General features: G+C 45.5%; 20 protein-coding genes. 14 read left to right on the forward strand and 6 right to left on the reverse strand.

Annotated features, from left to right (window positions below; all coding sequences use genetic code 11):
* Nucleotides 1-39: 39 nt before the first annotated feature.
* The 3 genes from ABXS85_RS05580 to ABXS85_RS05590 form a co-directional block, all read right to left on the reverse strand.
* Nucleotides 40-396, reverse strand: coding sequence for a MerR family transcriptional regulator (locus tag ABXS85_RS05580; protein ID WP_353669050.1), 357 nt, complete (start codon nt 394-396; stop codon nt 40-42).
* A gap of 392 nt (nt 397-788) precedes the next feature.
* Complete coding sequence (locus ABXS85_RS05585; RefSeq protein ID WP_353669051.1) at nt 789-1,814, reverse strand: histone deacetylase; 1,026 nt, start codon at nt 1,812-1,814, stop codon at nt 789-791.
* 125 nt (nt 1,815-1,939) lie between these two features.
* Entirely contained in the window at nt 1,940-3,046 is a 1,107-nt protein-coding gene (locus ABXS85_RS05590; protein WP_353669052.1) for an HD domain-containing phosphohydrolase, read from the reverse strand.
* 168 nt (nt 3,047-3,214) lie between these two features.
* Between ABXS85_RS05590 and ABXS85_RS05595 the strand changes: the two genes are divergently transcribed.
* Nucleotides 3,215-3,667, forward strand: coding sequence for an EVE domain-containing protein (locus ABXS85_RS05595; RefSeq protein WP_353669053.1), 453 nt, complete (start codon nt 3,215-3,217; stop codon nt 3,665-3,667).
* A gap of 127 nt (nt 3,668-3,794) precedes the next feature.
* Nucleotides 3,795-4,868 (forward strand): OmpA family protein, encoded by a 1,074-nt coding sequence (locus ABXS85_RS05600; RefSeq protein ID WP_353669054.1) that lies wholly within the window; start codon nt 3,795-3,797, stop codon nt 4,866-4,868.
* A 50-nt stretch (nt 4,869-4,918) separates the two neighbouring features.
* On the opposite strand, the gene ABXS85_RS05605 is transcribed toward ABXS85_RS05600, so the two are convergent.
* The gene (locus ABXS85_RS05605) at nt 4,919-5,602 is read right to left on the reverse strand and encodes a hypothetical protein (RefSeq protein ID WP_353669055.1); all 684 of its coding nucleotides are present in this window, start codon (nt 5,600-5,602) and stop codon (nt 4,919-4,921) included.
* Between the two features lie 202 nt (nt 5,603-5,804).
* Here ABXS85_RS05605 and miaB point away from each other — a divergent pair, with 202 nt between their 5' ends.
* The 5 genes from miaB to lnt are packed head-to-tail and all read left to right on the forward strand — an operon-like array spanning nt 5,805 to nt 11,159.
* The gene (gene miaB, locus ABXS85_RS05610; RefSeq protein WP_353669056.1) at nt 5,805-7,160 is read left to right on the forward strand and encodes a tRNA (N6-isopentenyl adenosine(37)-C2)-methylthiotransferase MiaB; all 1,356 of its coding nucleotides are present in this window, start codon (nt 5,805-5,807) and stop codon (nt 7,158-7,160) included.
* Between the two features lie 13 nt (nt 7,161-7,173).
* Nucleotides 7,174-8,244 carry a PhoH family protein gene (locus tag ABXS85_RS05615; protein ID WP_353669057.1) on the forward strand — a complete coding sequence of 357 codons (1,071 nt, stop codon included), beginning with the start codon at nt 7,174-7,176 and terminating at the stop codon, nt 8,242-8,244.
* A complete protein-coding gene (gene ybeY / locus ABXS85_RS05620; protein WP_353669058.1) occupies nt 8,244-8,708 on the forward strand; it encodes an rRNA maturation RNase YbeY in 465 nt (154 codons plus the stop codon). The genes ABXS85_RS05615 and ybeY overlap by 1 nt, the downstream gene beginning before the upstream one ends.
* A 12-nt stretch (nt 8,709-8,720) precedes the next feature.
* Nucleotides 8,721-9,590, forward strand: a complete 870-nt coding sequence (locus tag ABXS85_RS05625; protein WP_353669059.1) for a transporter associated domain-containing protein — start codon at nt 8,721-8,723, stop codon at nt 9,588-9,590.
* Entirely contained in the window at nt 9,591-11,159 is a 1,569-nt protein-coding gene (gene lnt, locus ABXS85_RS05630) for an apolipoprotein N-acyltransferase (RefSeq protein WP_353669060.1), read from the forward strand.
* Nucleotides 11,160-11,174: 15 nt separating this feature from the next.
* On the opposite strand, the gene ABXS85_RS05635 is transcribed toward lnt, so the two are convergent.
* Nucleotides 11,175-11,591, reverse strand: a complete 417-nt coding sequence (locus ABXS85_RS05635) for a hypothetical protein (protein ID WP_353669061.1) — start codon at nt 11,589-11,591, stop codon at nt 11,175-11,177.
* 213 nt (nt 11,592-11,804) lie between these two features.
* On the opposite strand from ABXS85_RS05635, the gene leuS reads away from it, so the two are divergent.
* The 6 genes from leuS to ABXS85_RS05665 all read left to right on the forward strand — a co-directional run bounded on the left by leuS (nt 11,805) and on the right by ABXS85_RS05665 (nt 20,039).
* Entirely contained in the window at nt 11,805-14,252 is a 2,448-nt protein-coding gene (leuS, locus tag ABXS85_RS05640) for a leucine--tRNA ligase (RefSeq protein ID WP_353669062.1), read from the forward strand.
* 86 nt (nt 14,253-14,338) lie between these two features.
* Nucleotides 14,339-14,854 (forward strand): LPS assembly lipoprotein LptE, encoded by a 516-nt coding sequence (lptE, locus tag ABXS85_RS05645; protein ID WP_353669063.1) that lies wholly within the window; start codon nt 14,339-14,341, stop codon nt 14,852-14,854.
* A gap of 10 nt (nt 14,855-14,864) precedes the next feature.
* Nucleotides 14,865-15,902: a DNA polymerase III subunit delta gene (gene holA, locus ABXS85_RS05650; protein ID WP_353669064.1), complete on the forward strand. Its 1,038-nt coding sequence runs from the start codon at nt 14,865-14,867 to the stop codon at nt 15,900-15,902.
* A gap of 101 nt (nt 15,903-16,003) precedes the next feature.
* Nucleotides 16,004-16,675, forward strand: coding sequence for a TIGR02466 family protein (locus ABXS85_RS05655; RefSeq protein WP_353669065.1), 672 nt, complete (start codon nt 16,004-16,006; stop codon nt 16,673-16,675).
* Between the two features lie 119 nt (nt 16,676-16,794).
* Nucleotides 16,795-17,403 (forward strand): flavin reductase family protein, encoded by a 609-nt coding sequence (locus ABXS85_RS05660; protein WP_353669066.1) that lies wholly within the window; start codon nt 16,795-16,797, stop codon nt 17,401-17,403.
* 26 nt (nt 17,404-17,429) lie between these two features.
* Nucleotides 17,430-20,039, forward strand: a complete 2,610-nt coding sequence (locus ABXS85_RS05665) for a cyclic nucleotide-binding domain-containing protein (RefSeq protein WP_353669067.1) — start codon at nt 17,430-17,432, stop codon at nt 20,037-20,039.
* Between the two features lie 96 nt (nt 20,040-20,135).
* On the opposite strand, the gene ABXS85_RS05670 is transcribed toward ABXS85_RS05665, so the two are convergent.
* Nucleotides 20,136-20,753: a LysE family translocator gene (locus ABXS85_RS05670; protein WP_353669068.1), complete on the reverse strand. Its 618-nt coding sequence runs from the start codon at nt 20,751-20,753 to the stop codon at nt 20,136-20,138.
* Between the two features lie 354 nt (nt 20,754-21,107).
* On the opposite strand from ABXS85_RS05670, the gene dapA reads away from it, so the two are divergent.
* Nucleotides 21,108-21,980, forward strand: a complete 873-nt coding sequence (dapA, locus tag ABXS85_RS05675) for a 4-hydroxy-tetrahydrodipicolinate synthase (RefSeq protein ID WP_353669069.1) — start codon at nt 21,108-21,110, stop codon at nt 21,978-21,980.
* Nucleotides 21,981-22,031: the final 51 nt, after the last annotated feature.

Raw genomic sequence — 22,031 nt, forward strand, 5'->3', positions numbered from 1 at the left:
ATAAAGTGCATCAGCTTACAGCTTAGAGTTCACTCTAAGTCAATCCTGTATTTGTTGTTTATAGAAGTTAATTTTCTCTTGCAACGCCTCTAAGTGCGACTGTTGAGATTGTATGTAAGCTTCTAACTCGGTCTTATGCGCTTCCAATAACTGCATTCTCGCCACGAGAGAGTCATCTCCCTGTTCCCGATATTCTGCGTAACGGAGGATATTTTCCAATGACATACCTGTGGCTTTTAAGCGCTGAATAAAGCCCATCCATGCCAGATCTTTCTCAGTGTAATCTCGGTGGCCGCTGACATTACGGTGGACATTCTTCAGTAAACCCATTTTTTCATAGTATCTGAGTGTATGGGGGGAAACACCCGTTAATTGTGAAAATTCACGCACTTGCATTATGTCGTCCTTATGGGGTCAAGCAACCAGTTTTAATGACTCGTCAGGATAAATAAAGAGCCACTTGCCAACATAGAATACACCCCTTTAAAGCTAGGGAAGGTACGAACAAGTCCACTGACTACGGCAACGTGCTCCTGCGTTGCTCTAACCCCCTACATCCATGTAGGGGTCAGCGTGTGGATAACTCTCTTTTATTCGAGACAAGTTTCGCCGTCCAATATAAGCATATTGGCAAGAAGCTTAACAAAGAATAAAGAGAGCTTAGACCACGCTCGGCAGCAAGCTCCTGCGCTGCCCTAATGCCCTACATCCATGTAGGTCTCCTTCGGGTCTTTCAGAGAAACGGCCTCTCTGTGTTAAGAGTGATTGAAAGGTATTAACATTCCTGCTCACTCTTGCCTTGATAGACCGTTTCTCTGATAAGACTGATGTTCAGAAGGCTTATTCACACCTTCCCTAGACCAGTTTATTGCTTTAGGTATCTGACCCACTTTGGGGTGTGATTGCCAGACCTGTTGCGCCGCTTGGTGCAATAAACTGTGTCGCCACGCCACCTTGTCTTCCTGTCTATCGTAGCCTCCACCTATCACACAAGCCGTCGCAATGCCCATGTCTAAACAGCTTTCGATGACGTATTTGTCCCTCGCCAAGACGCCCTGATCGCTGAGGTTAACGTGCCCCAAGCGATCATCTTGATGCACATCTGCACCCGCATCGTAAAACACGAAATCCGCTTGATGCTGGGTTAAAATACTGGGTAAGGTGCGTTTCATGATGTCTAAATAGGTTTGATCATCCGCCCCTTTTGGAATGGCGATATTAATGCCTGCGGTTTGTTTTTGATTAGGATAGTTTTCTTCGCAATGCCAAGAAACGGGCACCACTTGTTGGTGATCGGCAAAAAACGCAACTGTGCCATCCCCTTGGTGCACATCACAATCCAAAATAAGTATCTTTTTAGCTTTGCCAGTATTGATTAGATTCAAGGCGGCCACCGCCAAATCATTAAAAATGCAAAATCCTGCCCCGTGGGCTGGATGAGCATGGTGCGTGCCACCAGCAAGATGACAAGCCAGTCCCTGCTGTAAGGCCAATTCACTGGTCAAAATAGTGCCTGAAACCGCTCTCAAGGTTCGTTCGACTAACCATTCAGACCAAGGTAAACCAATCTCTTTTTCTTCTTGCTTGGTCAAATCACCACGGATAAAACGCTGCACATAAGCCTTATCATGAGCCGCCATCAAAACGGACAAAGACAGAGGTTCTGGTGTATGCAAATTATCCTCTGTTAGTATGCCCTGCTGTCGTAATGTCTCTGCCAGCAAACGAAATTTGTGCATGGGAAATCTGTGCCCTGCAGGAAAAGGGATACTGTAATGAGGGTGAAACACCAAAGGCAATAAAGCAGATTTCATAAAGCTCTAATCTGTTCAGAAGGCAATTCGTTTAATAATAAATCAATGGGCAAACCAGCCATGATATTATCAGGGATTCACTGAATACGCAGGTTCTCTTTGCTTGGCTTACTGTTTCCAGTGCATTATTTGCGTTTGGCAACCAAGACTTTACGAATGGCAGAGTTAAAGGATTCAATCAAGTGCGGCGGGAAGCCTTTGCCGCTTTCGAAATTCACCAATTGCACCGCACGCATGGCACTTTTATTGTATTCACTGCCCGATTTACCCCATACGCTGTCAATAAACATGACCGCCATAGATAAGATAAAAGCGCCTTGTGGAATCAAAGGGCCAACTAAGCCCTCCGGAAAGCCAGTCCCGTCAAAGCGTTCTTTGTGAGACTGCACCATGCTAACGGCTTCTTCCCAACCATCATGTTTGGCCAACAATTTGGCCCCTACCATAGGGTGATTCCTTTGTGCTGCCTGCTTGGCTTCTTCATCGTCTTGGCAGTTAAGAATCAACGCCATGCCCATATTATGCATATAAGCCGCCGCACTCAGTTGACAAGAGTCCACCGGGGTGTTGGTTTCCACATTAATAAGCTGACACAGTTTTAGGATGCGCTCACTGCGCTCAGCAGAATAGCCCAACAGACGATTTAACTTGTGACTGAACCCAGCAAACAAATCAATATCAGCTTGCTGTTGTTCACTGAATTCCACCTTAATAATAAGAGCGGCAGCGTCACTGTCGGCATCATCCTCTTCTTCTACCACTTGATCTGAACACTGCTTTAAAAGTTGCACGGCAAGATGAGGACGTTCTGAGTCCTCTTCATGCGCATAGATGGTATCTAAGCCTTGTTGTAAGGTGTCACGCAATTCACTTTCTGCTACATGGGATTGATAAATCTCTTTAAGAAGGGAATAGACTTTTTCGATGACGATATTAATCAAATCCCCTAAATGGGAATGATATTTGATGTAACCGCCGCGCATACCATCGACAATTTCTTCTAGTTTATGCAGCACATCCACCAGTGGATCAAGAAAGCACACCGAGCAGTTGCCCTTCATACTGTGCAAGGAGCGAAACAACTGATCCAATTTATCAAAGGAAAATCCTTCACTTTCGATGCTGTTGATGATCTCTTCAATCTCTTGCTGTGCTTCTACATAGCATTCCAACAAATCATCTTTAAGCTCTTTTTCCAGCGCTGAAAACTCTTTACAAGCAAAATGGCTCATTCTTATCTTCCGAAATATTTCACCGCAAAACATTGAGGCCTATCATGGCTTTGGCTATTTTTAATAACAGTTGGGTTTTCTTAATAGCGTCAGACTTTTAGTGTAGTTAGAATCTGGCTAATGGGAAACAAACAGAATGTTTCATTGTGCAAACAGAGCGAGTTTATTATGCCAAATTACTGGTTAATGAAGTCTGAACCAGATGCCTTTTCTATTGATGATCTTGCGGACATGCAGGTGTCACCTTGGGATGGGGTGCGTAATTATCAGGCAAGAAATTTTATGAAAGACATGCAAGTGGGCGACTTGGTTTTCTTCTATCATTCCAGTTGCAAACCTGCGGGGATAGTCGGGGTAGCAAAAGTCGTCAAGGAAGCTTATCCTGACCACACAAGTTGGGACCCTAATAGCCCTTATTATGACGCAAAGTCCACTCCACAAAACCCGAGATGGTTTATGGTAGACCTTGCTTTTGTTGAGAAATGGCCGCGCTTGGTGACGCTGGCCGAATTAAAAGCCGATGCCCTTTTAGCCGAATTACCTTTGGTAAAAAAAGGCAGTCGTTTGTCTATTATGCCGATCAACAAGGCTCATTGGGAGCACATTATAAAGACGTATTAAGCGTTAAGGCTGAACACCACAGCATGACTTATCATTGAGGAAGTGTCACCTTGTTCGTTACCTTTGTTGTCACTGCTATTATTTCGAATCTAGACAAACGCTTAAGCGAGCGTTTAGATTAACTTCCATGCCATCATCAGCATGGAAAGCGTTACCCGAGCTCAACAAAAACTTGCCCTCAAGGCGAGGATTATTGCTGTGCCTACTCTTGTGTCTGTTAACCGCTTTATCCACCACAAAACTGTGCGCGCAAGCCTTATATCCCTCAACGCTTAAGCAACAGCTGCAAGACAGTGACAAAGATGGCGTCATTAATGCCCGTGACCTTTGTCCGGATACGCCTGCTGGCAGCGCCATAGACAACACTGGCTGTCCAAACACACGCACGGAATATTATCAGATCCACTTTCAGATTCACTTCGCCAGTGCCGATGCCAAGCTGCAGCCAGAACAGCATCAGCAAATCACACAAATTGGCCAGTTTCTACAGCAAAACCCGCAAAGTATCATTTGTTTAGAAGGCCATACGGATAACCAAGGGCCAAATTGGTTTAATCAAGGTCTTTCCTATCAAAGAGCCAACGCCATCGCCGAGCATTTAGTCCGTCAATACGGTATTAAGGATCGCCGTATTCTGCGTTTAGCCTATGGTGCAAGTCGCCCTTTATTCGAAAATAACAATGAGCAAAACCGCTTCCAGAATCGACGCGTCAATGGCACCATTTTGCTTCCCGTTAACGCCCCAAAAAACCAATGGCAAATCCCCTTTGCACTGAATCAATTTCGACTCAATACAGAGCAAAAAAATGCCTTGGCTGAACTGCCACAGAAAATAAGCACAGCTCAATCTGCCTTCATTCTCATCACAGGTCATACAGACAAAAGTGGCCGACCAAGCTTAAACCAATTGCTCTCGGAAAAACGTGCGCAACAGGTTGCGCATTATTTGCAGTCGATTACGTCACTGAATGAAGCCCAAATAAAAGTCAAAGGTTACGGAGCAGACCGCCCAATTGGTCTAGAGGATTCGCTCATAAGTCGCGCGAAAAATCGCCGTGTTGAAGTACAGCTTTTTGAAGAGCCTGCGTTATCCAAGCAATTTATTGAGGCCAAATGGACCATTTGGAGTGTTGATGACCTTGATCTTACCAATGCGCCAAGCCCTCGCGACCTGCCGTTATTCCGTCCTTTTCAACCCTAGCATGACCAAGTATTAGAAGGATTAGCTAGTAGAATAATTCCATAAAGTGACTAATAATAACGACGCTCACGCGTTTTTAAGCTCACCTTGTAATCAAAGAAATATTGCAACATGACCCCCAAATAATCGTACTCTTCATTTGTCCTTAAAATCACCCCGATACTGGCAAGATCATGATATTTAGGGGGCTGATAGAATGACTCCAAACGCCAAACTTTGGGCAAGTCATTAAATTTTTCACGATAAAAAGACACTCTCAAATTGTCATCAAAATAATAACCCATGCCAAAACGCGAGCTGGTGGTGCTACTCAAAGTAGCGTTGTTAGATTGGATATTAGCAATGAGGGAAACCTTGCCAATAAAAAGATCTCCACTAACTTGACCTATCACTTCACGATCAACTGGCAAATCTTTGTCCATGGGTTCCAGCTCACTGTACCCCAATCCCAATCCTAAGCGCCCATGCTCATTGCCAAGATACCAATTGGAAAAAAACTCAGATTGCGCAAAGCTGCCACTGTTAGAACCAATAATCAAATAGTTGCTATTCAATAAAACCTGAGCGGTTAAATAGTCGTTGACTGGCATATTGATTTTCATATCTAGGTTCAGTAAAGACTTGCTATCCAATAGCCCATAGCCTAAGCCTACGACAAAATTGGGCTTTTCCTCTTCTGCATACAGATCCACTGACACACAAAGCAGCAAAATACATCCTAGCAACCACTTCAACTCTTCGCCTCCCGCTACACTAACGCCATATCATTCCATATTGTGAGGTGAATCCCGATAAAGCGCCACCAAAACGTGCAATGAGGGTGATATTTGCATTAAAAATAACCGGAATGTCTCACAAGTCTGGGATTCAGAAGCAAAGCCCAATATAATAGCCGCAAAGTCGAAATGACGAACTCTTTTTAGGTTTATAGGTTACATGGCAAAAAAACTCTTTATCCAAACTCATGGCTGTCAGATGAACGAATACGACTCTTCACGTATGGCTGACTTGTTAGGCGAAAGCCATGAAATGGAGCTTACCGAAAACGCAGAAGAAGCGGATGTGCTGTTATTAAATACCTGCTCTATCCGTGAAAAGGCCCAAGATAAAGTCTTTCATCAACTGGGGCGTTGGAAAAAACTAAAGCAAAAGAATCCGGATCTAGTAATTGGTGTGGGCGGTTGTGTGGCGAGTCAGGAAGGCGACAACATTCGTAAACGCGCAAAACACGTGGACATGATTTTCGGCCCGCAAACCTTGCACAAGTTGCCTGAAATGGTGAATGCCGCGGCCACACACATTCCCATTACTGATGTCACCTTTCCCGAGATTGAAAAGTTTGACCACTTGCCTGCACCGCGTGTTGAAGGGGCAGAAGCTTTTGTTTCCATAATGGAAGGATGCAGTAAATACTGTACTTTCTGTGTGGTGCCTTACACTCGTGGTGAAGAAGTCAGCCGTCCATTTGACGGCATCTTACTAGAAGCCGCCCAACTGGCTGAACAAGGGGTGCGAGAGATACATTTATTAGGTCAAAACGTCAACGCTTACCGTGGTGAAACCGCAGAAGGTGACGAAGCGGATCTGGCCGATGTCATTCACGCGGTCGCACGCATTGACGGTATTGAACGTATTCGTTTCACCACTTCTCACCCAGTGGAGTTTACCGACAGCCTAATTGAAGCCTTCCGTACCGAGCCTAAATTGGTCAGTCACTTACACTTGCCAGTGCAAAGTGGTGCCGATAAAGTGCTGAGCGCCATGAAACGCGGCCACGATCGCCAATACTATATTGATAAGATTAACCGTATTAAAGCCGCTCGTCCTGGTATCAGTCTGTCATCAGACTTCATTATTGGCTTCCCGGGTGAAACGGATGAAGATTTTGTCGACACTATGAATTTGATCCAAGAAATTGGCTTCGACCACTCCTTCAGCTTTGTTTACAGTCAGCGCCCTGGTACGCCAGCGTCTGACTTAGCAGACGATACTCCAGAAGAGGTGAAGAAAGAGCGTTTAGCTATTTTACAGCGTCGTATCAGTCAGCAAGCCTATGACATTAGCTTGGCCATGGTGGGAGAAGTACAACGTATTTTGATCAGCGGCTACTCGCCACGTGATCCAGGCCAACTTCAAGGTCGTACGGAAAATAATCGTATTGTCAATTTCCGCGCATCTGATCCACAATTAATTGGTAAGTTTGCCGATGTCATTATTACGGATGCGTATCCAAACTCTTTATTGGGCGAGTTAATCAGTTCAGAACTCGACAATGATTTTGTTATTCAATAAATACAGGTAGCCCTTGGAAACCACACAAACAACCCAACAAATCCGACTTGAACCCGCCAATGCAGCAGCCTTGGCAGGTTTGTGCGGACAACTCGATGAAAACATCAAACAAATCGAAAAGCGCCTTGAGGTTAACATTCGCAATCGCGCAGAACTTTTCGATATTTCAGGTGACAATGCCGAACATGTCATGGCCACCAAAACCTTGTTGCAAAATCTTTATCGTGAAGCTTTGGCAAACCCTCAGATTTCTCCCGAGACGGTACACTTGTACCTGCAGGAGTCAGCCATTGAATCACTGACCAGCAGCAAAAAAGGTGACCAGAATCAAGTCGTTATTAAGACCCGTAAAGCCTTCATTAAACCCAAGGGCAAAAACCAGCAAAGATACGTGACGCAAATTCGCAAACACGATATCAACTTTGGCATAGGGCCAGCGGGGACAGGTAAAACCTACTTAGCCGTGGCTTGCGCTGTTGAAGCCTTAGAAGCAGATCTGGTCGAGCGTATTATGTTGGTGCGTCCTGCGGTGGAAGCGGGTGAAAAACTGGGCTTTTTACCGGGTGACTTATCTCAAAAAATCGACCCTTATTTACGTCCTTTGTACGATGCCTTGTACGAAATGCTGGGCTTTGAACTGGTCGATAAACTGATCGAAAAAAATGTCATTGAAATAGCGCCCCTGGCTTTCATGCGTGGTCGTACTTTGAATAACGCTTTTATCATTCTGGATGAAAGTCAGAACACCACGCGCGAACAGATGAAGATGTTCTTAACACGTATTGGCTTTGGCTCTACTGCCGTGATTACCGGGGACCGAACTCAGGTGGATTTGCCCCGCGGTACCGCGTCTGGTTTGGCGCACGCTATGCACGTGCTGAAAGACGTTAACGGCATCAGTATGACCACCTTCAACGCCGCCGATGTGGTACGTCATCCTTTGGTGCAACGCATTGTGGAAGCTTACGATAAATACGACGACGAAGCCGAAGCCGAAAAAAAAGCACGTAATGAAGCCCGCGCCGCAGAAAAAATTCAGGCGGCGGATCCTGCCGTTGTAACAACGGAAGCGCAGAAAAGCTGATGCCTGACTTAGAACTCGACTTACAAATTGCCTGTGAATCAACCGATCAGCTTCCCAGTGAAGCAGATTTTCGCGTATGGGTAGAGAAAGCCCTGCCCAGCTCAGGTGATCTCTATGAAGTCACCATTCGGATTGTGGACCAAGCAGAAAGCCAAGCGCTCAATCACGAATATCGCGGCAAAGATAAACCCACCAATGTATTATCTTTTCCATTTGAAGCTCCACCTGGTATTGAGTTGCCTTTATTAGGTGATTTGGTTATCTGCCAGCAAGTGGTAGCAAAAGAAGCCATTGAACAAGGAAAAGCCCTGTTTGACCATTGGGCGCATATGACGATTCATGGCATCTTGCATTTACGTGGTTATGACCATATAAAGGATGATGATGCAGATGAAATGGAAAGTTTAGAAACCGAATTATTGGCTTCTTTGTCAATTTCCGACCCTTATTTGATAAAAGAGTGAGTTAACCCCCTAATGAGCGAAGACCGATCGAGCTTACCCAACGATCAACAAAAATCTTGGTTTGAACGTTTTCTTCAAGCCTTCAATGATGAGCCACGCAGTCGTGCTGACATCATTACTTTACTGGAAACCGCGGTGCAGTCCGATGTCATCGATCGTGATGCCTTCACCATAGTGGAAGGTGCTTTGGAGGTATCCGAAGTACAGGCCAGAGACATCATGATTCCACCATCGCAAATGGTGATTATTAAATCCGAAGACGATCCGAAAACCTCCATTCGTAAAGTCATCGACTCTTCTCACTCTCGTTTCCCTGTGGTGGGTGAGGATTCCGACGAAATTCTCGGTGTCCTACTCGCTAAAGATTTATTGCCCCTGCTGTTCAAAGAAGGCGATATTACTAACGAGGATATTTTGGCTCGACTTCGCCCTGCCAACTTCATTCCAGAAAGTAAACGCCTTAATGTATTACTGAATGACTTCCGTACCAAACGCTACCACATGGCATTAGTGCTGGATGAATACGGCAGTGTCTCTGGTCTGGTAACCATTGAAGACGTGTTGGAGCAAATTGTTGGTGAGATCGAAGACGAAACCGACAAACATGAACACGAAGGCATTCAGGTGACCAGCGAATCTGGTGTTTACCTAGTACCCGCCCTTTGCACCATTGAAGACTTCAATGAGTTTTTCAAAGCGGAACTTGACGAAGAAGACTTTGATACTATCGGCGGCATTTTAGTACAGCAGTTTGGTCACGTGCCATTGCGAGATGAAACCATACTGTTTAACGATTTCCACTTTAAAGTGGTAAAATCGGATGGCCGACGCGTTAAGACCATCCAAGTCTCTAAATCCGTAACCGAAGAGGTTGTTGAGTAAATGTCTATCATTCGTCCCGGTTCCAGCAAACCAATAACGGGGCGAATCGCTCATTTTTTTGCCAATTTACCACAGGCTGTTGCCCTTCCCCTTGGCCTAATCTTAGGTGCGGTTGGCGTTACCAGCTTTGCTCCCTTACATTTTTGGCCTGGCTATTTTATTAGTCTGATTGCTTTTAGTCTTTTCATCATCTCAGCGAAAAGCGCCAAAGCGGCCACTTGGCGAGCCAGTGCGGTGGCCTTTGGCCTGTTCGGCAGCAGTGTCTCTTGGGTGTTTGTCAGTATTGCCGAGTACGGCCAAGTGGGCGACCTGATTGCCGGTTTGATTACCTTTGCTTTTATTGCTGCATTGTGTGCATTCTGGAGTCTGGCGGCTTGGTTCAGCTGGCATCTCATGTCCCGCTATGCCTTTTTACCAAGCAGCTTGTGGGTCGCCATTGCTTTATTATTGGCAGAGTTATTACGCAGTGTACTTTTCACAGGTTTCCCTTGGTTGTTACCTGGCTATGCCACTGAACACACTTGGCTGTTTGAATTGCTGCCGCTTGGTGGTATTTGGCTCACCAGCCTACTTGTGGTACTCACTGCCACCAGCCTTGCTGGTCTATTGCTCAAACAAAGTAATCAAACCATGCCGATACTTATCTGTCTTATTGGCTGGGGTGGCGGGGCATATTTAAGCTACGCTCCGGTGCAATGGGTGCAACAAACCGGACAGATTAAAACCACCTTAGTACAAGGCAATATTGAGCAAGATCAAAAATGGCTCCCCCAAACCGCAGCCAGTTCCCTTGCTTATTACCAACAAGTCACGCAACAACATCTCGACAGCGACCTTGTGGTGTGGCCAGAAACCGCCGTGACTTATGCTTATTCTCAGGTTAAACCTTATTTGGCCAATTTCAGCGACCAACTTGCTGCGTCCAAAACCACCCTTATTACAGGCATACCGGATGTATTAGAGGGTGGTCAGGTGTATTACAACGCCATTTGGACAACGGGCAATGGTTTTGGTCTTTACTACAAGAAACATCTGGTGCCATTTGGAGAGTACTTGCCATTGGCCAGCTACATAGGCCCTCTTCTGGATATTTTTGGTATGCCGATGTCAAACTTCCAAGCCGGTGACGACAACCAACCTGTATTGCAGGTAGGAGATTGGGGGGTTGCGCCTTTTATTTGCTATGAAATCGTCTATCCAGAACAAGTAAGAGAGATGGTACGTGACAGTGATTTGCTGGTGACCATCAGTAATGATGCTTGGTTTGGTAGTTCCTTTGGCCCTTGGCAACATTTACAAATTGCCCAATTTCGCGCCAAGGAAGCAGGTCGTTATGTAATACGAGCCACTAATACGGGTGTCACAGCCTTTATTAATGAGCAAGGTGAAATCGTGGCGCAAGCACCTCAATTTACTCGCACAACACTGACTGCTGAAGCCAAAACCTTTATCGGCAATACCCCTTATGTCACTTGGGGATATTGGCCGAGTATAGTCTTGTTACTATTGTGCATTCTGTTTAGCTCGGCCAATCATGGTTTTTCCCGCCAATCGCTCCGTTTTGCTTAATTAGTTTTTTCTCTGTTAATTGTGTGAAGACAGCAAACCATAGTGACAAATTTCACAGGTTGGCAGGGCTTGCGCTTTAAGCAGGGAATTTTTGTGAGCACAGGCCATACAGATGTATTCACCGGCTGGCACTTGTGTACCAGCAACATGACATTCTTCTAAGGGCACAGGATTGTTATTCACATGGTTGATCAACCAAAGTAAGGCAGCGTCTTCTTTCTCATCCAACTCATCGGCTAACTCTTGAGCACCATCGAGTACCAAATGCCAATTGGCATCGACCCATGCTTCGGTATAACCCATTTTATCGTGCCAATATGCCTGCATCAGTGCTACGTCTTCCAGCAACCAATCCTTTGCCCCTTGCAAGGTTTTGCGGGCTTCTTCCACTAAGTTCAAATCTGAATCTGGGTTTTGCAGATCTTTTTTCATAGAATTCATCACTCCTTCTCTATGCACCTTCTAATTAGAGTCCCATCTCTATAAAATAGCGAATATTTTCAGACTCTGTTGACCTTTGCTCCCCTATTTTGAGTTAGGTCGGTATAATGCTGAATTTTCGAATTACTGTTCATATTAAACTGTCCATATTAAAGAAAGAACAGGTCTTATGACCTGACGTCGATCACGGGAAATAAACACATCATGCAAGAGCAATATAACCCGCAGCACATTGAACAAGCTGCACAATCTTTTTGGGACGAAAATAAAGTCTTCAAAGCCGTCGCCGATTCCAATAAAGAAAAATTCTACTGCCTCTCCATGTTCCCATACCCAAGTGGTCGACTGCATGTGGGTCACGTGCGCAACTACACCATTGGTGATGTCATCGCGCGCTACCAACGTATGCAAGGTAAAAATGTCTTGCAACCTATGGGCTGGGATGCCTTCGGTATGCCGGCTGAAAATGCTGCCATTAAAAACAAAACCGCGCCAGCCAAATGGACCACAGAAAACATCGAATACATGAAAGGTCAGCTAAAGCAACTTGGCTTTGGCTACGACTGGGATCGTGAAATCGCCACCTGTAAACCAGAATACTACAAGTGGGAACAATGGTTCTTCACTCAGTTAGTTGAAAAAGGCTTGGCCTACAAGAAAACCTCGGCGGTGAACTGGGATCCGGTTGACCAAACCGTTCTTGCCAATGAACAAGTTATTGACGGCTGTGGTTGGCGTTCTGGCGCCCCTGTTGTGCGCAAAGAAATCCCGCAATGGTTCATCAAGATTACCGATTATGCTGAAGAGCTTTTGGACGATCTGGATAAATTAGAAGGTTGGCCAGAAAAAGTAAAAGCCATGCAGCGTAACTGGATTGGCCGCTCAGAAGGGTTGGAATTCAGTTTTGCCATCGAGGGTAAAGACGAGGGTGTTTCCGTTTACACCACACGTCCTGACACCATCATGGGCGTAACTTATATGGCGATTGCCACACAACATCCATTGTCTTTGGAAGCGGCACAAAACAACGCGGAATTGGCCGCCTTCGTCGACGAGAGCAAACAAATATCGACCACCGAAGCCGACATGGCAACCGTGGACAAAAAAGGCATAGACACGGGCTTTAGAGCCATTCACCCAATCACAGGTGAAGCCATCCCAGTGTACGCTGCCAACTTTGTTTTGATGGATTACGGCTCGGGTGCTGTGATGTCTGTGCCAGCCCACGATCAACGTGACTTTGAGTTTGCTGAAAAATACGGCCTGCCGATCAAGCAAGTCATTCAAGCCAATGGCGATGAAGAAATTGACCTAAGTAAAGAAGCCTACACGGAAAAAGGCATTCTGTGTAATTCGGGTGAGTTTGATGGTTTGGACTTCCAAGCCGCCTTCAACGCCGTGTGCGAATGGATGACCGCCAAAGGCATTGGTGAAAAGAAGGTCAACTACCGACTACGCGATTGGGGTGTGAGCCGTCAACGTTACTGGGGAACGCCCATTCCTACCATTAACCTTGCCGACGGCACTGTTGTACCAACACCACAAGAACAGCTTCCTGTGGTATTGCCAACGGACGTAGTGATGGACGGTGTGAATTCACCCATTAAAAACAACCCAGACTTTTCTGCCACCACTTATCAAGGTATGGCGGCAGAGCGTGAAACTGACACCTTCGATACCTTCATGGAATCTTCATGGTACTTTGCCCGTTACTGCTGCCCAGATGCCGATGACGTCATGTTGACTGAAGAAGCCAACTACTGGCTGCCAGTTGACCAGTACATTGGTGGTATTGAGCACGCTATCTTGCACTTATTGTACTCTCGCTTCTTCCATAAGTTATTGCGCGATGCGGGTCTAGTGACATCAGATGAGCCGTTCAAACGCCTATTGACGCAAGGCATGGTGAATAAAGACGGCACCAAGATGTCGAAGTCGAAAGGCAACACGGTCGATCCTCAAGAATTGATCGAGAAATACGGTGCCGATACCGTGCGTTTGTTCATCATGTTCACTGCACCACCAGAACAATCTCTGGAATGGAATGATGCGGGTGTGGATGGCGCGTCACGCTTCTTACGCCGCTTGTGGGCATTGTCTTATCGTCATGTGAACGCAGGAACGACAGGCAAACTGGATATATCAGCCCTGAATGGCGCGCAAAAAGCCTTGCGTCGTAAGACCCATGAAACCATCCAGAAAGTGACGGATGACATTGAACGTCGCCAAACCTTTAACACAGCCATCGCTGCGGTGATGGAGTTGTGCAATGAAGTCAGTAAATTTGAAGACACTTCTGAGCTAGGGTTAGCGGTTGAACGTGAGGCCTTAGAAAGTGCCACTCTGTTGTTATCGCCAATCGTGCCACACATTGCTCACCAATTGTGGACTGAGCTGGGGCATGCTGACAATGTGGTTGACGCACCTTGGCCTGTATTAGATGAAGCCGCTTTGGTTAAAGACGAGCTGAACATTGTGGTACAAGTATTAGGTAAAAAGCGCGCTGAATTAACCGTATCGGCCAGTGCCGACAACAAAACCATTGAGGCAGAGGCATTGGCACATCCCAATGTGGCTAAGTTCCTTGAAGGAAAAACGGTTCGTAAAGTCATTGTGGTACCAGGTCGCCTAGTTAATATTGTTGCTAACTAAGCCGCTGTTGTATAAATGATAAATAGGGATGGCGATTGTCATCTCTAATTATCTCGCACTTTATTCACTTTTAAGAGATCACGGATATGACAATTCATTTGCCCAAGACGGCACGTCTGGTGTTATTTGCATTACTGAGTCTTAGTTTGCTTGCCTGTGGTTTTCACTTAAAGGGCACAGTGCAGATTCCTCAGCGCCTCAAGATGATGACCCTGACTTCGCAAAGCGGCTCGGCTGAATTTGATCGTGCCTTACGACTGACCTTAAGTAAAGCCGGTGTGGTCATAGTGGATAAAGCCAATGCATCTGCCGATACCTTAGAACTGAAAGTGAACGGACTCTCTTCATCCGATACGGTATTAGCCCGTAATAACTCAAACGATGTCTCACAAGTTGAACGTCGTCTTAGCGGCGTGTACTTTGTTCGTCAAGCTGATGGCAAATCCTTATACGGGCCACGTAACATCAGCACCAATAAGACGTTAGTGAATCAAGATGCCGAAGAGAGTGCTAAGCTGTCTTACAACCAAACGCAAATGCAATCCATGTATGAAGACTTGGCGAAGCAATTACTTTACGATCTAGGCTACGTGCCTCTCTAGTAACCTAGTTATGAAAGTCCGTGCCGATCAATTAGCCAGTCAGCTCAGCAATAGCCTAGCCCCCATTTATATCGTGTCTGGCGACGAAGTCTTGCTGTGCCAAGAAGCCGCCGACAAGATTCGTCAAGCTGCACAAGAATATCAAATTGAAGAACGCTTGCGCTTTGTCGTCGATGCGCAGTTTGATTGGCAAGACGTCATCAATGAAAATCAAAGCTTATCTTTGTTTTCCTCACGCCGCTTGTTCGATATTCAGATCGATAAGATGGCAGAAAAACACAGCAAAGCGTTAGCACAATTAGGTCAATCATTAAGCGAAGACAACATCATCTTATTGACTTTACCGAAACTGGACGCCAGAACGCAAAAAGCCAAGTGGTTTAGTCAGTTGGAATCCCAAGGGGTGTTTGTGCAAATCTGGCCTATTGATGCCAACCGCTTGCCAGCTTGGGTACAACAAAGAGCGCAATCATTGGATCTGTCTCTCACTCGAGACGCGGCCAGCATTATTTGTGAGCGCGGGGAAGGTAACCTATTGGCCCTTTCACAAGAGCTTGAAAAGTTGGTCTTAATGCATGGCCCTGACAGCAAGATCGACGCAGAAAAAGCACTGGAATCTGTGGTCGACAGCAGTCGTTATTCGATTTACGATTTAAGCGACCGTCTATTAATGGGCAAAACCAAAGAAGCCTTACATTGTCTGCATCAGCTGCTGGGTGAAGGGGTCGAAACCAATATCATTTTGTGGCTGATTAACCGCGAAACACAAACCCTGGTCAACCTTTTGACAGCCATGCAAAACGCCAGTTTACGTCAAGCTTGCCAAGCACAAAAAATCTGGGACAAACGCATTCCTTTTTACGAAAAAGCCCTATCTCGACACAATCAGGTTACCTTGCCTTATATGCAAAACTATTTGGCTTTGATGGACAAAAGTATCAAAGGCATAGACGGACCAGACATAGAAATCGGTCTGAGAAATCTCGTTATGATGTTTTGTGGCTACAAACCCACCATGACGGAATTGGATTTACCTGCCTCTTTCTAATCTAACGAATTTTTTCGTAGCAACATATCAGTCCCTGACTTCCTTTATTCTATTAGCCTGCTATCATGCCCCACTCAATTATTTAATCCTTGCAGGCCACCATGATCGACTCGGAATCCACTCAACCCATTCACATTGAACAACTGGATGTTTGGACAACACCCTTATTTGTGACGCAGCTTGCGGATCATGAGTTTTTAAAAGACGCCTTATTAGAACAAGTCTATGCCCAGAAAAGCCAGCAACAAGAAGCCATAGCAAGTCATGTGGCTCCCACAGCCAAACACGCACTACATGAAAGTACATTGGATTTTCTCGACTGTGACGACGCCACTGTGATGGAAACCAAACGTCAGCTTGAAGAACTCATTCTCGAGGTTGCCAGCAATCTAAATCAGCTTCACTGGCCTGATGATGCTCAAGCACAAGCGCACATCATCGAATCTTGGTATCACGTGACACAACAAGGTGGCTACCATGATGCCCACTCTCATCCAAACTGCTCTTGGTGTGGTATTTATTACCTTGAACCGGGCGATGCCAGTCAAGCCGATGTCGGTGGCATGAATCGCTTTTATGACCCACGTGTGAACGCAGAACAGTATGCTGATCCTGGCACCGCCTATTTGGGTGGACAAGGTGTGTGGGATTTTACCCCAGTAGAAGGCCAAATTATTCTATTTCCTTCCTATCTTAAACACTCTGCTTTGCCCTATTTTGGTCAAAAAGATCGTGTGGTCATTGCCTTTAATAGTATTATTGAGCTCTATTAAAAAAACAGCTAATGTACTGATTATCAATAAAATACCTTTAAGTTTTGCTACGACGATTCACAAGTGACGGCATTTTGTAGTAATTTAACAAAGTGCCATTCACCATTGTGAGGAGAGTTATGCATTATCCGTTTGATCAACTCAGCGGCAGAGAGCGCTATCATCTGATCACACAAACCGTGATCCCCAGGCCCATCGCTTGGATCATGAGTAAAAATGACAATGGGACTTTTAACCTCGCGCCCTTCTCTTATTTCACCTCATTGTCTTCCGATCCAGCGTTATTGATCGTATCGATTGGCAATAAAAATCCTGAGAAAATGAAAGACACCAAGCGTAATTTACTGCGTGAGAAGGAATGTGTTTTGCATATTGCTGATGGTGATCTGGTCAAGGCCGTAAACGACAGTGCCGCTACCTTGGCCTATGGCGAATCGGAAGTGAATCAAAGTGGTTTACAACTGACCGAGTTCGTTGACCAATTACCGCGCATAAAGCAAGCCAAGGTGGCCTATCATTGTCGTTTGTTTGACGTACATCGCTTTGCAGATACTGCTTTTGAAGCTATGTATTTAGAAATACTCAACCTGTACCTTGATGATGATTTAATTCATACACAAGGCGAGCGTACTTACATAGACAGTAAAAAATTGAACCCATTAGCACGATTGGGCGGTAATGATTACGCTCTGCTCGGTGACACCATAACAATTAAACGTCCTGATTAGGGCAATACTGATTCGAGGTAACAATAATGGACGTGACTAAACACCTAAAGGCTTTTCCCTTTATGGCCAATCTGGATGCAACACTCCATGACACATTAGTGGAACTGGCCAGTATAAAAGACTTAAAAACGGGAGAAGTGCTCGCCAAACAATTTGCCATTGGACAGAATATTTATTTCCTACTGTCCGGTGAGGTGGCCATTTCTGTACCCATTCAAGATACTGGCAAATCCTACAATGTCGGCACCATCAGCAATACACTTTCTCCTATTGGCTGGTCCGCATTCCGTCATCCATCTCGTTACGCCACCACCTTTACTGCCACCAAGAAGTCTAAACTGCTGGTGTGGCCTTTGGTGAAATTGCAAACTTTATTGGACAGTAACTTGGCTTTTGCCAATCAGTTTTTACAGTTTGTGTATCAGGAATCCTTACCTGTCTTAACCAATATCCAGAACCAAACTCGCCCTTTCTTCTCAAACGAAACCTTAGCCTTTGAAGAAACGCGCCCCCTGATTCACCCTGAAATCCAAAATCACGCTTTAAAAGATGCCATCAATCTACTCAGTTACGCGCCCTTTTGTGAGACCTTCACACAGACAGAGATTCATGCCTTAGCAAAAAAATCTACCATTATTTTGGCCCATCAAGGGGATATTTTATGCCAACAAGATCAACCCTCTGATGGTCTGTATTTCTTAATAAAGGGCAAGGTAGTGGTCAGCTATCAAACCGAGGCTGGCGACGTCATTACCACACGTTCCATTTCGCGAGCAGGCACAGTGCTCTCTTGGTCAACCCCCAATACCAATCTAAAGAACCGTACTTCCATCATCTCTTCTCGTGACAGTAGCATTTTATATATCAAACAAGACGATCTACTTGCCCTGTTTGCGGACAACCATAAGTTTTCAGTGAAATACATGTATCGCTTAATTTGGTTGATTGGCGCACATTTATTGGCCGCCCGCATGCGTTACTTATCGCAAATTGCCAATGACGAGGTATTGGCCGTCAGTAATGTGATTGAACAAAATGCCGCCTTGTTGCCCGTCAGTTCACCTCTGTACAAGGTCAGTGAGCTGTTAAAAAGTGCCATCACGACAGACGAAGCCTTTGGTATCTTATATAAGTGTTTGCATTTTGGCAGTGTTTTGGAAAGAACCATCTCGGGTATGTGTTTGGACATATTGAAAGATTTGCAGCGAGAAAACGCCTTTTATCGTCAGTTGCAAGCCGCTTACGATGGCATCAACACCCTTCCCAAAGAGACGCCAACGCTGGATGCCCGTCGCTTTGGTACAGAGTACTTCAAGCAAGCCTTCCAGCATGTTCCTTATGTGATCAAGGGGTTAGAGAATCTCCCCAAAAAAGCCGGTTCCATTTTCATTTACAACCATTTATTAGGCTCGCCAACCAACCGTTTGCCGAATGGCTTTCGCTTCTCTATGGATGCGCAGTTCATTGGTTCTATGGTGATAGACAACGAATACGGTATTTCCGGCCAACGGGTGGTACGTCGCAGTAAAGACAGTGAATTTTGGCGCGATGACTTTTACGAAAAATTCGGTAACATTTTCATTAGTAGCTGGAATGGCCTAACCCGTGACACGCCTGAATACGAGGACTTTATTGCCGCCTCCCAAGAGACCTTGAAGAACAACTTCCCTTTGATGATTTCGCCAGAAGGACAAAGCTTTCACACCCAACAATCGCCCGGTATTTTCTTACCTCATGCGTTTGAAATTGCGGGTTCCATGGGGGAAGACGAACCTTGGATAGTGCCCATTGCAGTAGCGAACTTTGATAAGCGCGCCGATCACAATATTTATACTGTGGTCGTGAAACCGGCGTTCAAACTGTCCAGCCGAGTGGATTGCAAAGACAAAGCGGCATTGGATACTTTCTTAGCTGAATACCAAGAAGAGTACAAAGGCTATGTTGCTGAAGCCATTGCACTATCTCAAGAGATTCGCCAGTACCCTATTTTCAGTGCAAAAAGTGGCTATCGTTCCAACGTACTGAGCTTAAATCAGATAGATGTGGAATTTGAATCAGACGTACGTCAATTGGAATTTCACTTGTCTCATCAAGAATACAAAGAACAACCTGTGGCGTTTTACGGCTCCTCTACCATGCGTCTTTGGGACAAATTTGATGAACATTTCCGTGACCGAGACGGCATCAACTTAGGCTTTGGTGGTGCCACACTGGAAGCCTGCGTGTATTACTTTGAACGGATTGTATTACCTCATAAACCTCGTTCATTGGTGATTTATGCAGGCGACAACGACATAGGCAACCACTATGATAGCAATCGCGTGGTGGAACTCTATATTGAGTTGTTGCAAAAAGTGGATCACTACATGGCAGGCACACCAGTCACCCTCATCAGCATCAAATGCAGCCCAACTCGACAGCATTTGCGTGATGTGGTGGAGCAAACCAATGTGCAAATTGAACGCTTGGCGCAAACTCGCCCGAACACGCAATTTGTGGATTTGTTCTCAACCTTGTTGGATAAAAATGGCGACATAAAAGACAATTTATTTGAGGGGGATCGCCTGCATTTAACCTCAAAAGCCTACGCTTTATGGACTAATAAGCTGCTTGAAACAGCAGATTTTATTTTCTGACGAAACTTTCTCGATAGCTATTTTTAACGCAATGAAAGGCTTGCTTGGCAAGCCTTTCATTTATTCATGTTAGCCTAGCCGTTTTGATAAAGTGGATCAAAAAATACCCGTTACCACCTTAGCGCCTAAAAGAATCAACAAACTTCCCATGCCTCGATCAACCCACACAGTATGACGCTTTAACCAAGCCAAAACTGGGCCTCCCGCCAACAATAGGGAAACAATTACATACCAAGCACTGTCAATAAAAACCACCGTTGACCATAACTGCAACTTGATGGAACTGGTCATCTCATGAGGAATCACTTGACTAAACAAGGCCAGAAAAAATAGCGCTGCTTTAGGGTTCATTAAGGCGATCAATAAGCCATCACGAGCCGCCTCAAAATAGGAGCCAGCAGTCACTTTCACTACGTCATGCTGAGATGACCCAGCGTAGCGCCAAGCCTTGATACCTAACCAAGCAAGATACAATCCACCCAACAAGGTGAGTACGGAAAAAGCCTGCTGGTATTGCTGCATTAACACCGCCAAACCTTGTAACGTCAGAAATGCCCAGAAACCAATTCCCAAACCATGAGTAATGGCAGCTAAAGCGCCATGCCAAGCAGATTGAGCAACAGCAATACGTAAGATGACCGCCAAACTTGGCCCCGGCGATAAAGCCCCCATGACACAAATCACCACCAAAGATAACCAGCTCGTTAAATCCATCTATGCACCTTAACCAATTGTTCGCTGTCGTTGTTCTTGTCCGTTGTCGCGCCACATTCTAACCAAATCCCTCACAAAAAACGACGCGCAATAAATTTTTCCCCATGTATTGACCTTTATTGGAAAACACGTCAGGATGAAAACACCTATAACACATTATATTTTTTCAAATTATGAACCAAACTGTCTTGAATAAACGCAGCGGCGATAAACCTAAGGCTAAAAAGCTTTGTGGTGCTGACGTGCGTATTTAAGATTTTTTATTACCCGGCAGCATTCTCGCTGACGGTCCTTTCCCCGCTTTTCGAGCAAGAACTTTCAGCAGAATCTAGCCGACACAAACGAGGCTAAAGTATGTTTCAAGGTGCAATTACCGCTTTAATTACCCCATTTCGTGATGGCCAACTGGACGAAGACGCGTTACGCAAAATAGTGCGTTGGCAAATAGATCAAGGCATAGACGGTTTGGTGCCAGTGGGCACAACGGGTGAATCGCCAACATTAAGCGAAGCGGAGCATAAGCGCGTGATTGAAATCACCGTTGTGGAAACCAACAAAGCGGTCCCCGTTTTAGCAGGCGCTGGATCAAATAATCCGGTAGAAGCGGTTAACTATTCTGAATACGCTAAGCAAGCTGGCGCCGATGCCACCTTACATGTAGCAGGTTATTATAATCGTCCCAATCAAGCGGGACTTTATCAGCATTTTAAATACGTTCACGATAACAGCAGCTTGCCTATCATCTTATACAATATTCCACCACGCTCTATCGTGGGAATTGATGTCGACACCATGGCAAAACTGGCGGAGTTACCACGTATCATAGGCGTAAAAGACGCGACTGGGGATTTAACTCGACCTATTCGTGAGCGTGCTTTGATTCACAAAGATTTTTGTTACCTAAGCGGTGATGATGTCACCAGTGTGGCCTATAACATAGGCGGTGGTAATGGTTGTATCTCGGTCACCGCTAACATAGCCCCCAAACAAGTGGTTGAACTGCACAATCTATGTCGCCAGGGGCATTACGTGGCGGCGGCGGAATTACAAGATAAGCTGTTTTCATTACATGCCGCGCTTTTCCTAGAACCCAACCCAGCTGGCGCGAAATACGCTTTGTCTTTGTTAGGTTTGTGTACTGAAGAATGTCGTCTGCCGATTGTTGCCCTGCAAGACAGCAGTAAAGCGAAAATCCAACAAGCCATGACGAATTTAGGTTTGATATAACGCAAGGGGTTATTTGACCAACAAACAGCGCCTCCAAATGAACAGCGCCTG

Origin of the sequence: Marinomonas sp. THO17 (genome assembly GCF_040436405.1) — a bacterium.
In the GTDB taxonomy this organism is placed as follows: Bacteria; Pseudomonadota; Gammaproteobacteria; order Pseudomonadales; family Marinomonadaceae; genus Marinomonas.

Coding starts and splice junctions, on each gene's coding strand:
- ABXS85_RS05580 (WP_353669050.1), bottom strand. CDS start 396: ATGCAAGTGCGTGAATTTTCACAATTAACGGGTGTTTCCCCCCATACA.
- ABXS85_RS05585 (WP_353669051.1), bottom strand. CDS start 1,814: ATGAAATCTGCTTTATTGCCTTTGGTGTTTCACCCTCATTACAGTATC.
- ABXS85_RS05590 (WP_353669052.1), bottom strand. CDS start 3,046: ATGAGCCATTTTGCTTGTAAAGAGTTTTCAGCGCTGGAAAAAGAGCTT.
- ABXS85_RS05595 (WP_353669053.1), top strand. CDS start 3,215: ATGCCAAATTACTGGTTAATGAAGTCTGAACCAGATGCCTTTTCTATT.
- ABXS85_RS05600 (WP_353669054.1), top strand. CDS start 3,795: ATGCCATCATCAGCATGGAAAGCGTTACCCGAGCTCAACAAAAACTTG.
- miaB (WP_353669056.1), top strand. CDS start 5,805: ATGGCAAAAAAACTCTTTATCCAAACTCATGGCTGTCAGATGAACGAA.
- ybeY (WP_353669058.1), top strand. CDS start 8,244: ATGCCTGACTTAGAACTCGACTTACAAATTGCCTGTGAATCAACCGAT.
- ABXS85_RS05625 (WP_353669059.1), top strand. CDS start 8,721: ATGAGCGAAGACCGATCGAGCTTACCCAACGATCAACAAAAATCTTGG.
- lnt (WP_353669060.1), top strand. CDS start 9,591: ATGTCTATCATTCGTCCCGGTTCCAGCAAACCAATAACGGGGCGAATC.
- ABXS85_RS05635 (WP_353669061.1), bottom strand. CDS start 11,591: ATGAAAAAAGATCTGCAAAACCCAGATTCAGATTTGAACTTAGTGGAA.
- leuS (WP_353669062.1), top strand. CDS start 11,805: ATGCAAGAGCAATATAACCCGCAGCACATTGAACAAGCTGCACAATCT.
- lptE (WP_353669063.1), top strand. CDS start 14,339: ATGACAATTCATTTGCCCAAGACGGCACGTCTGGTGTTATTTGCATTA.
- holA (WP_353669064.1), top strand. CDS start 14,865: ATGAAAGTCCGTGCCGATCAATTAGCCAGTCAGCTCAGCAATAGCCTA.
- ABXS85_RS05655 (WP_353669065.1), top strand. CDS start 16,004: ATGATCGACTCGGAATCCACTCAACCCATTCACATTGAACAACTGGAT.
- ABXS85_RS05660 (WP_353669066.1), top strand. CDS start 16,795: ATGCATTATCCGTTTGATCAACTCAGCGGCAGAGAGCGCTATCATCTG.
- ABXS85_RS05665 (WP_353669067.1), top strand. CDS start 17,430: ATGGACGTGACTAAACACCTAAAGGCTTTTCCCTTTATGGCCAATCTG.
- ABXS85_RS05670 (WP_353669068.1), bottom strand. CDS start 20,753: ATGGATTTAACGAGCTGGTTATCTTTGGTGGTGATTTGTGTCATGGGG.
- dapA (WP_353669069.1), top strand. CDS start 21,108: ATGTTTCAAGGTGCAATTACCGCTTTAATTACCCCATTTCGTGATGGC.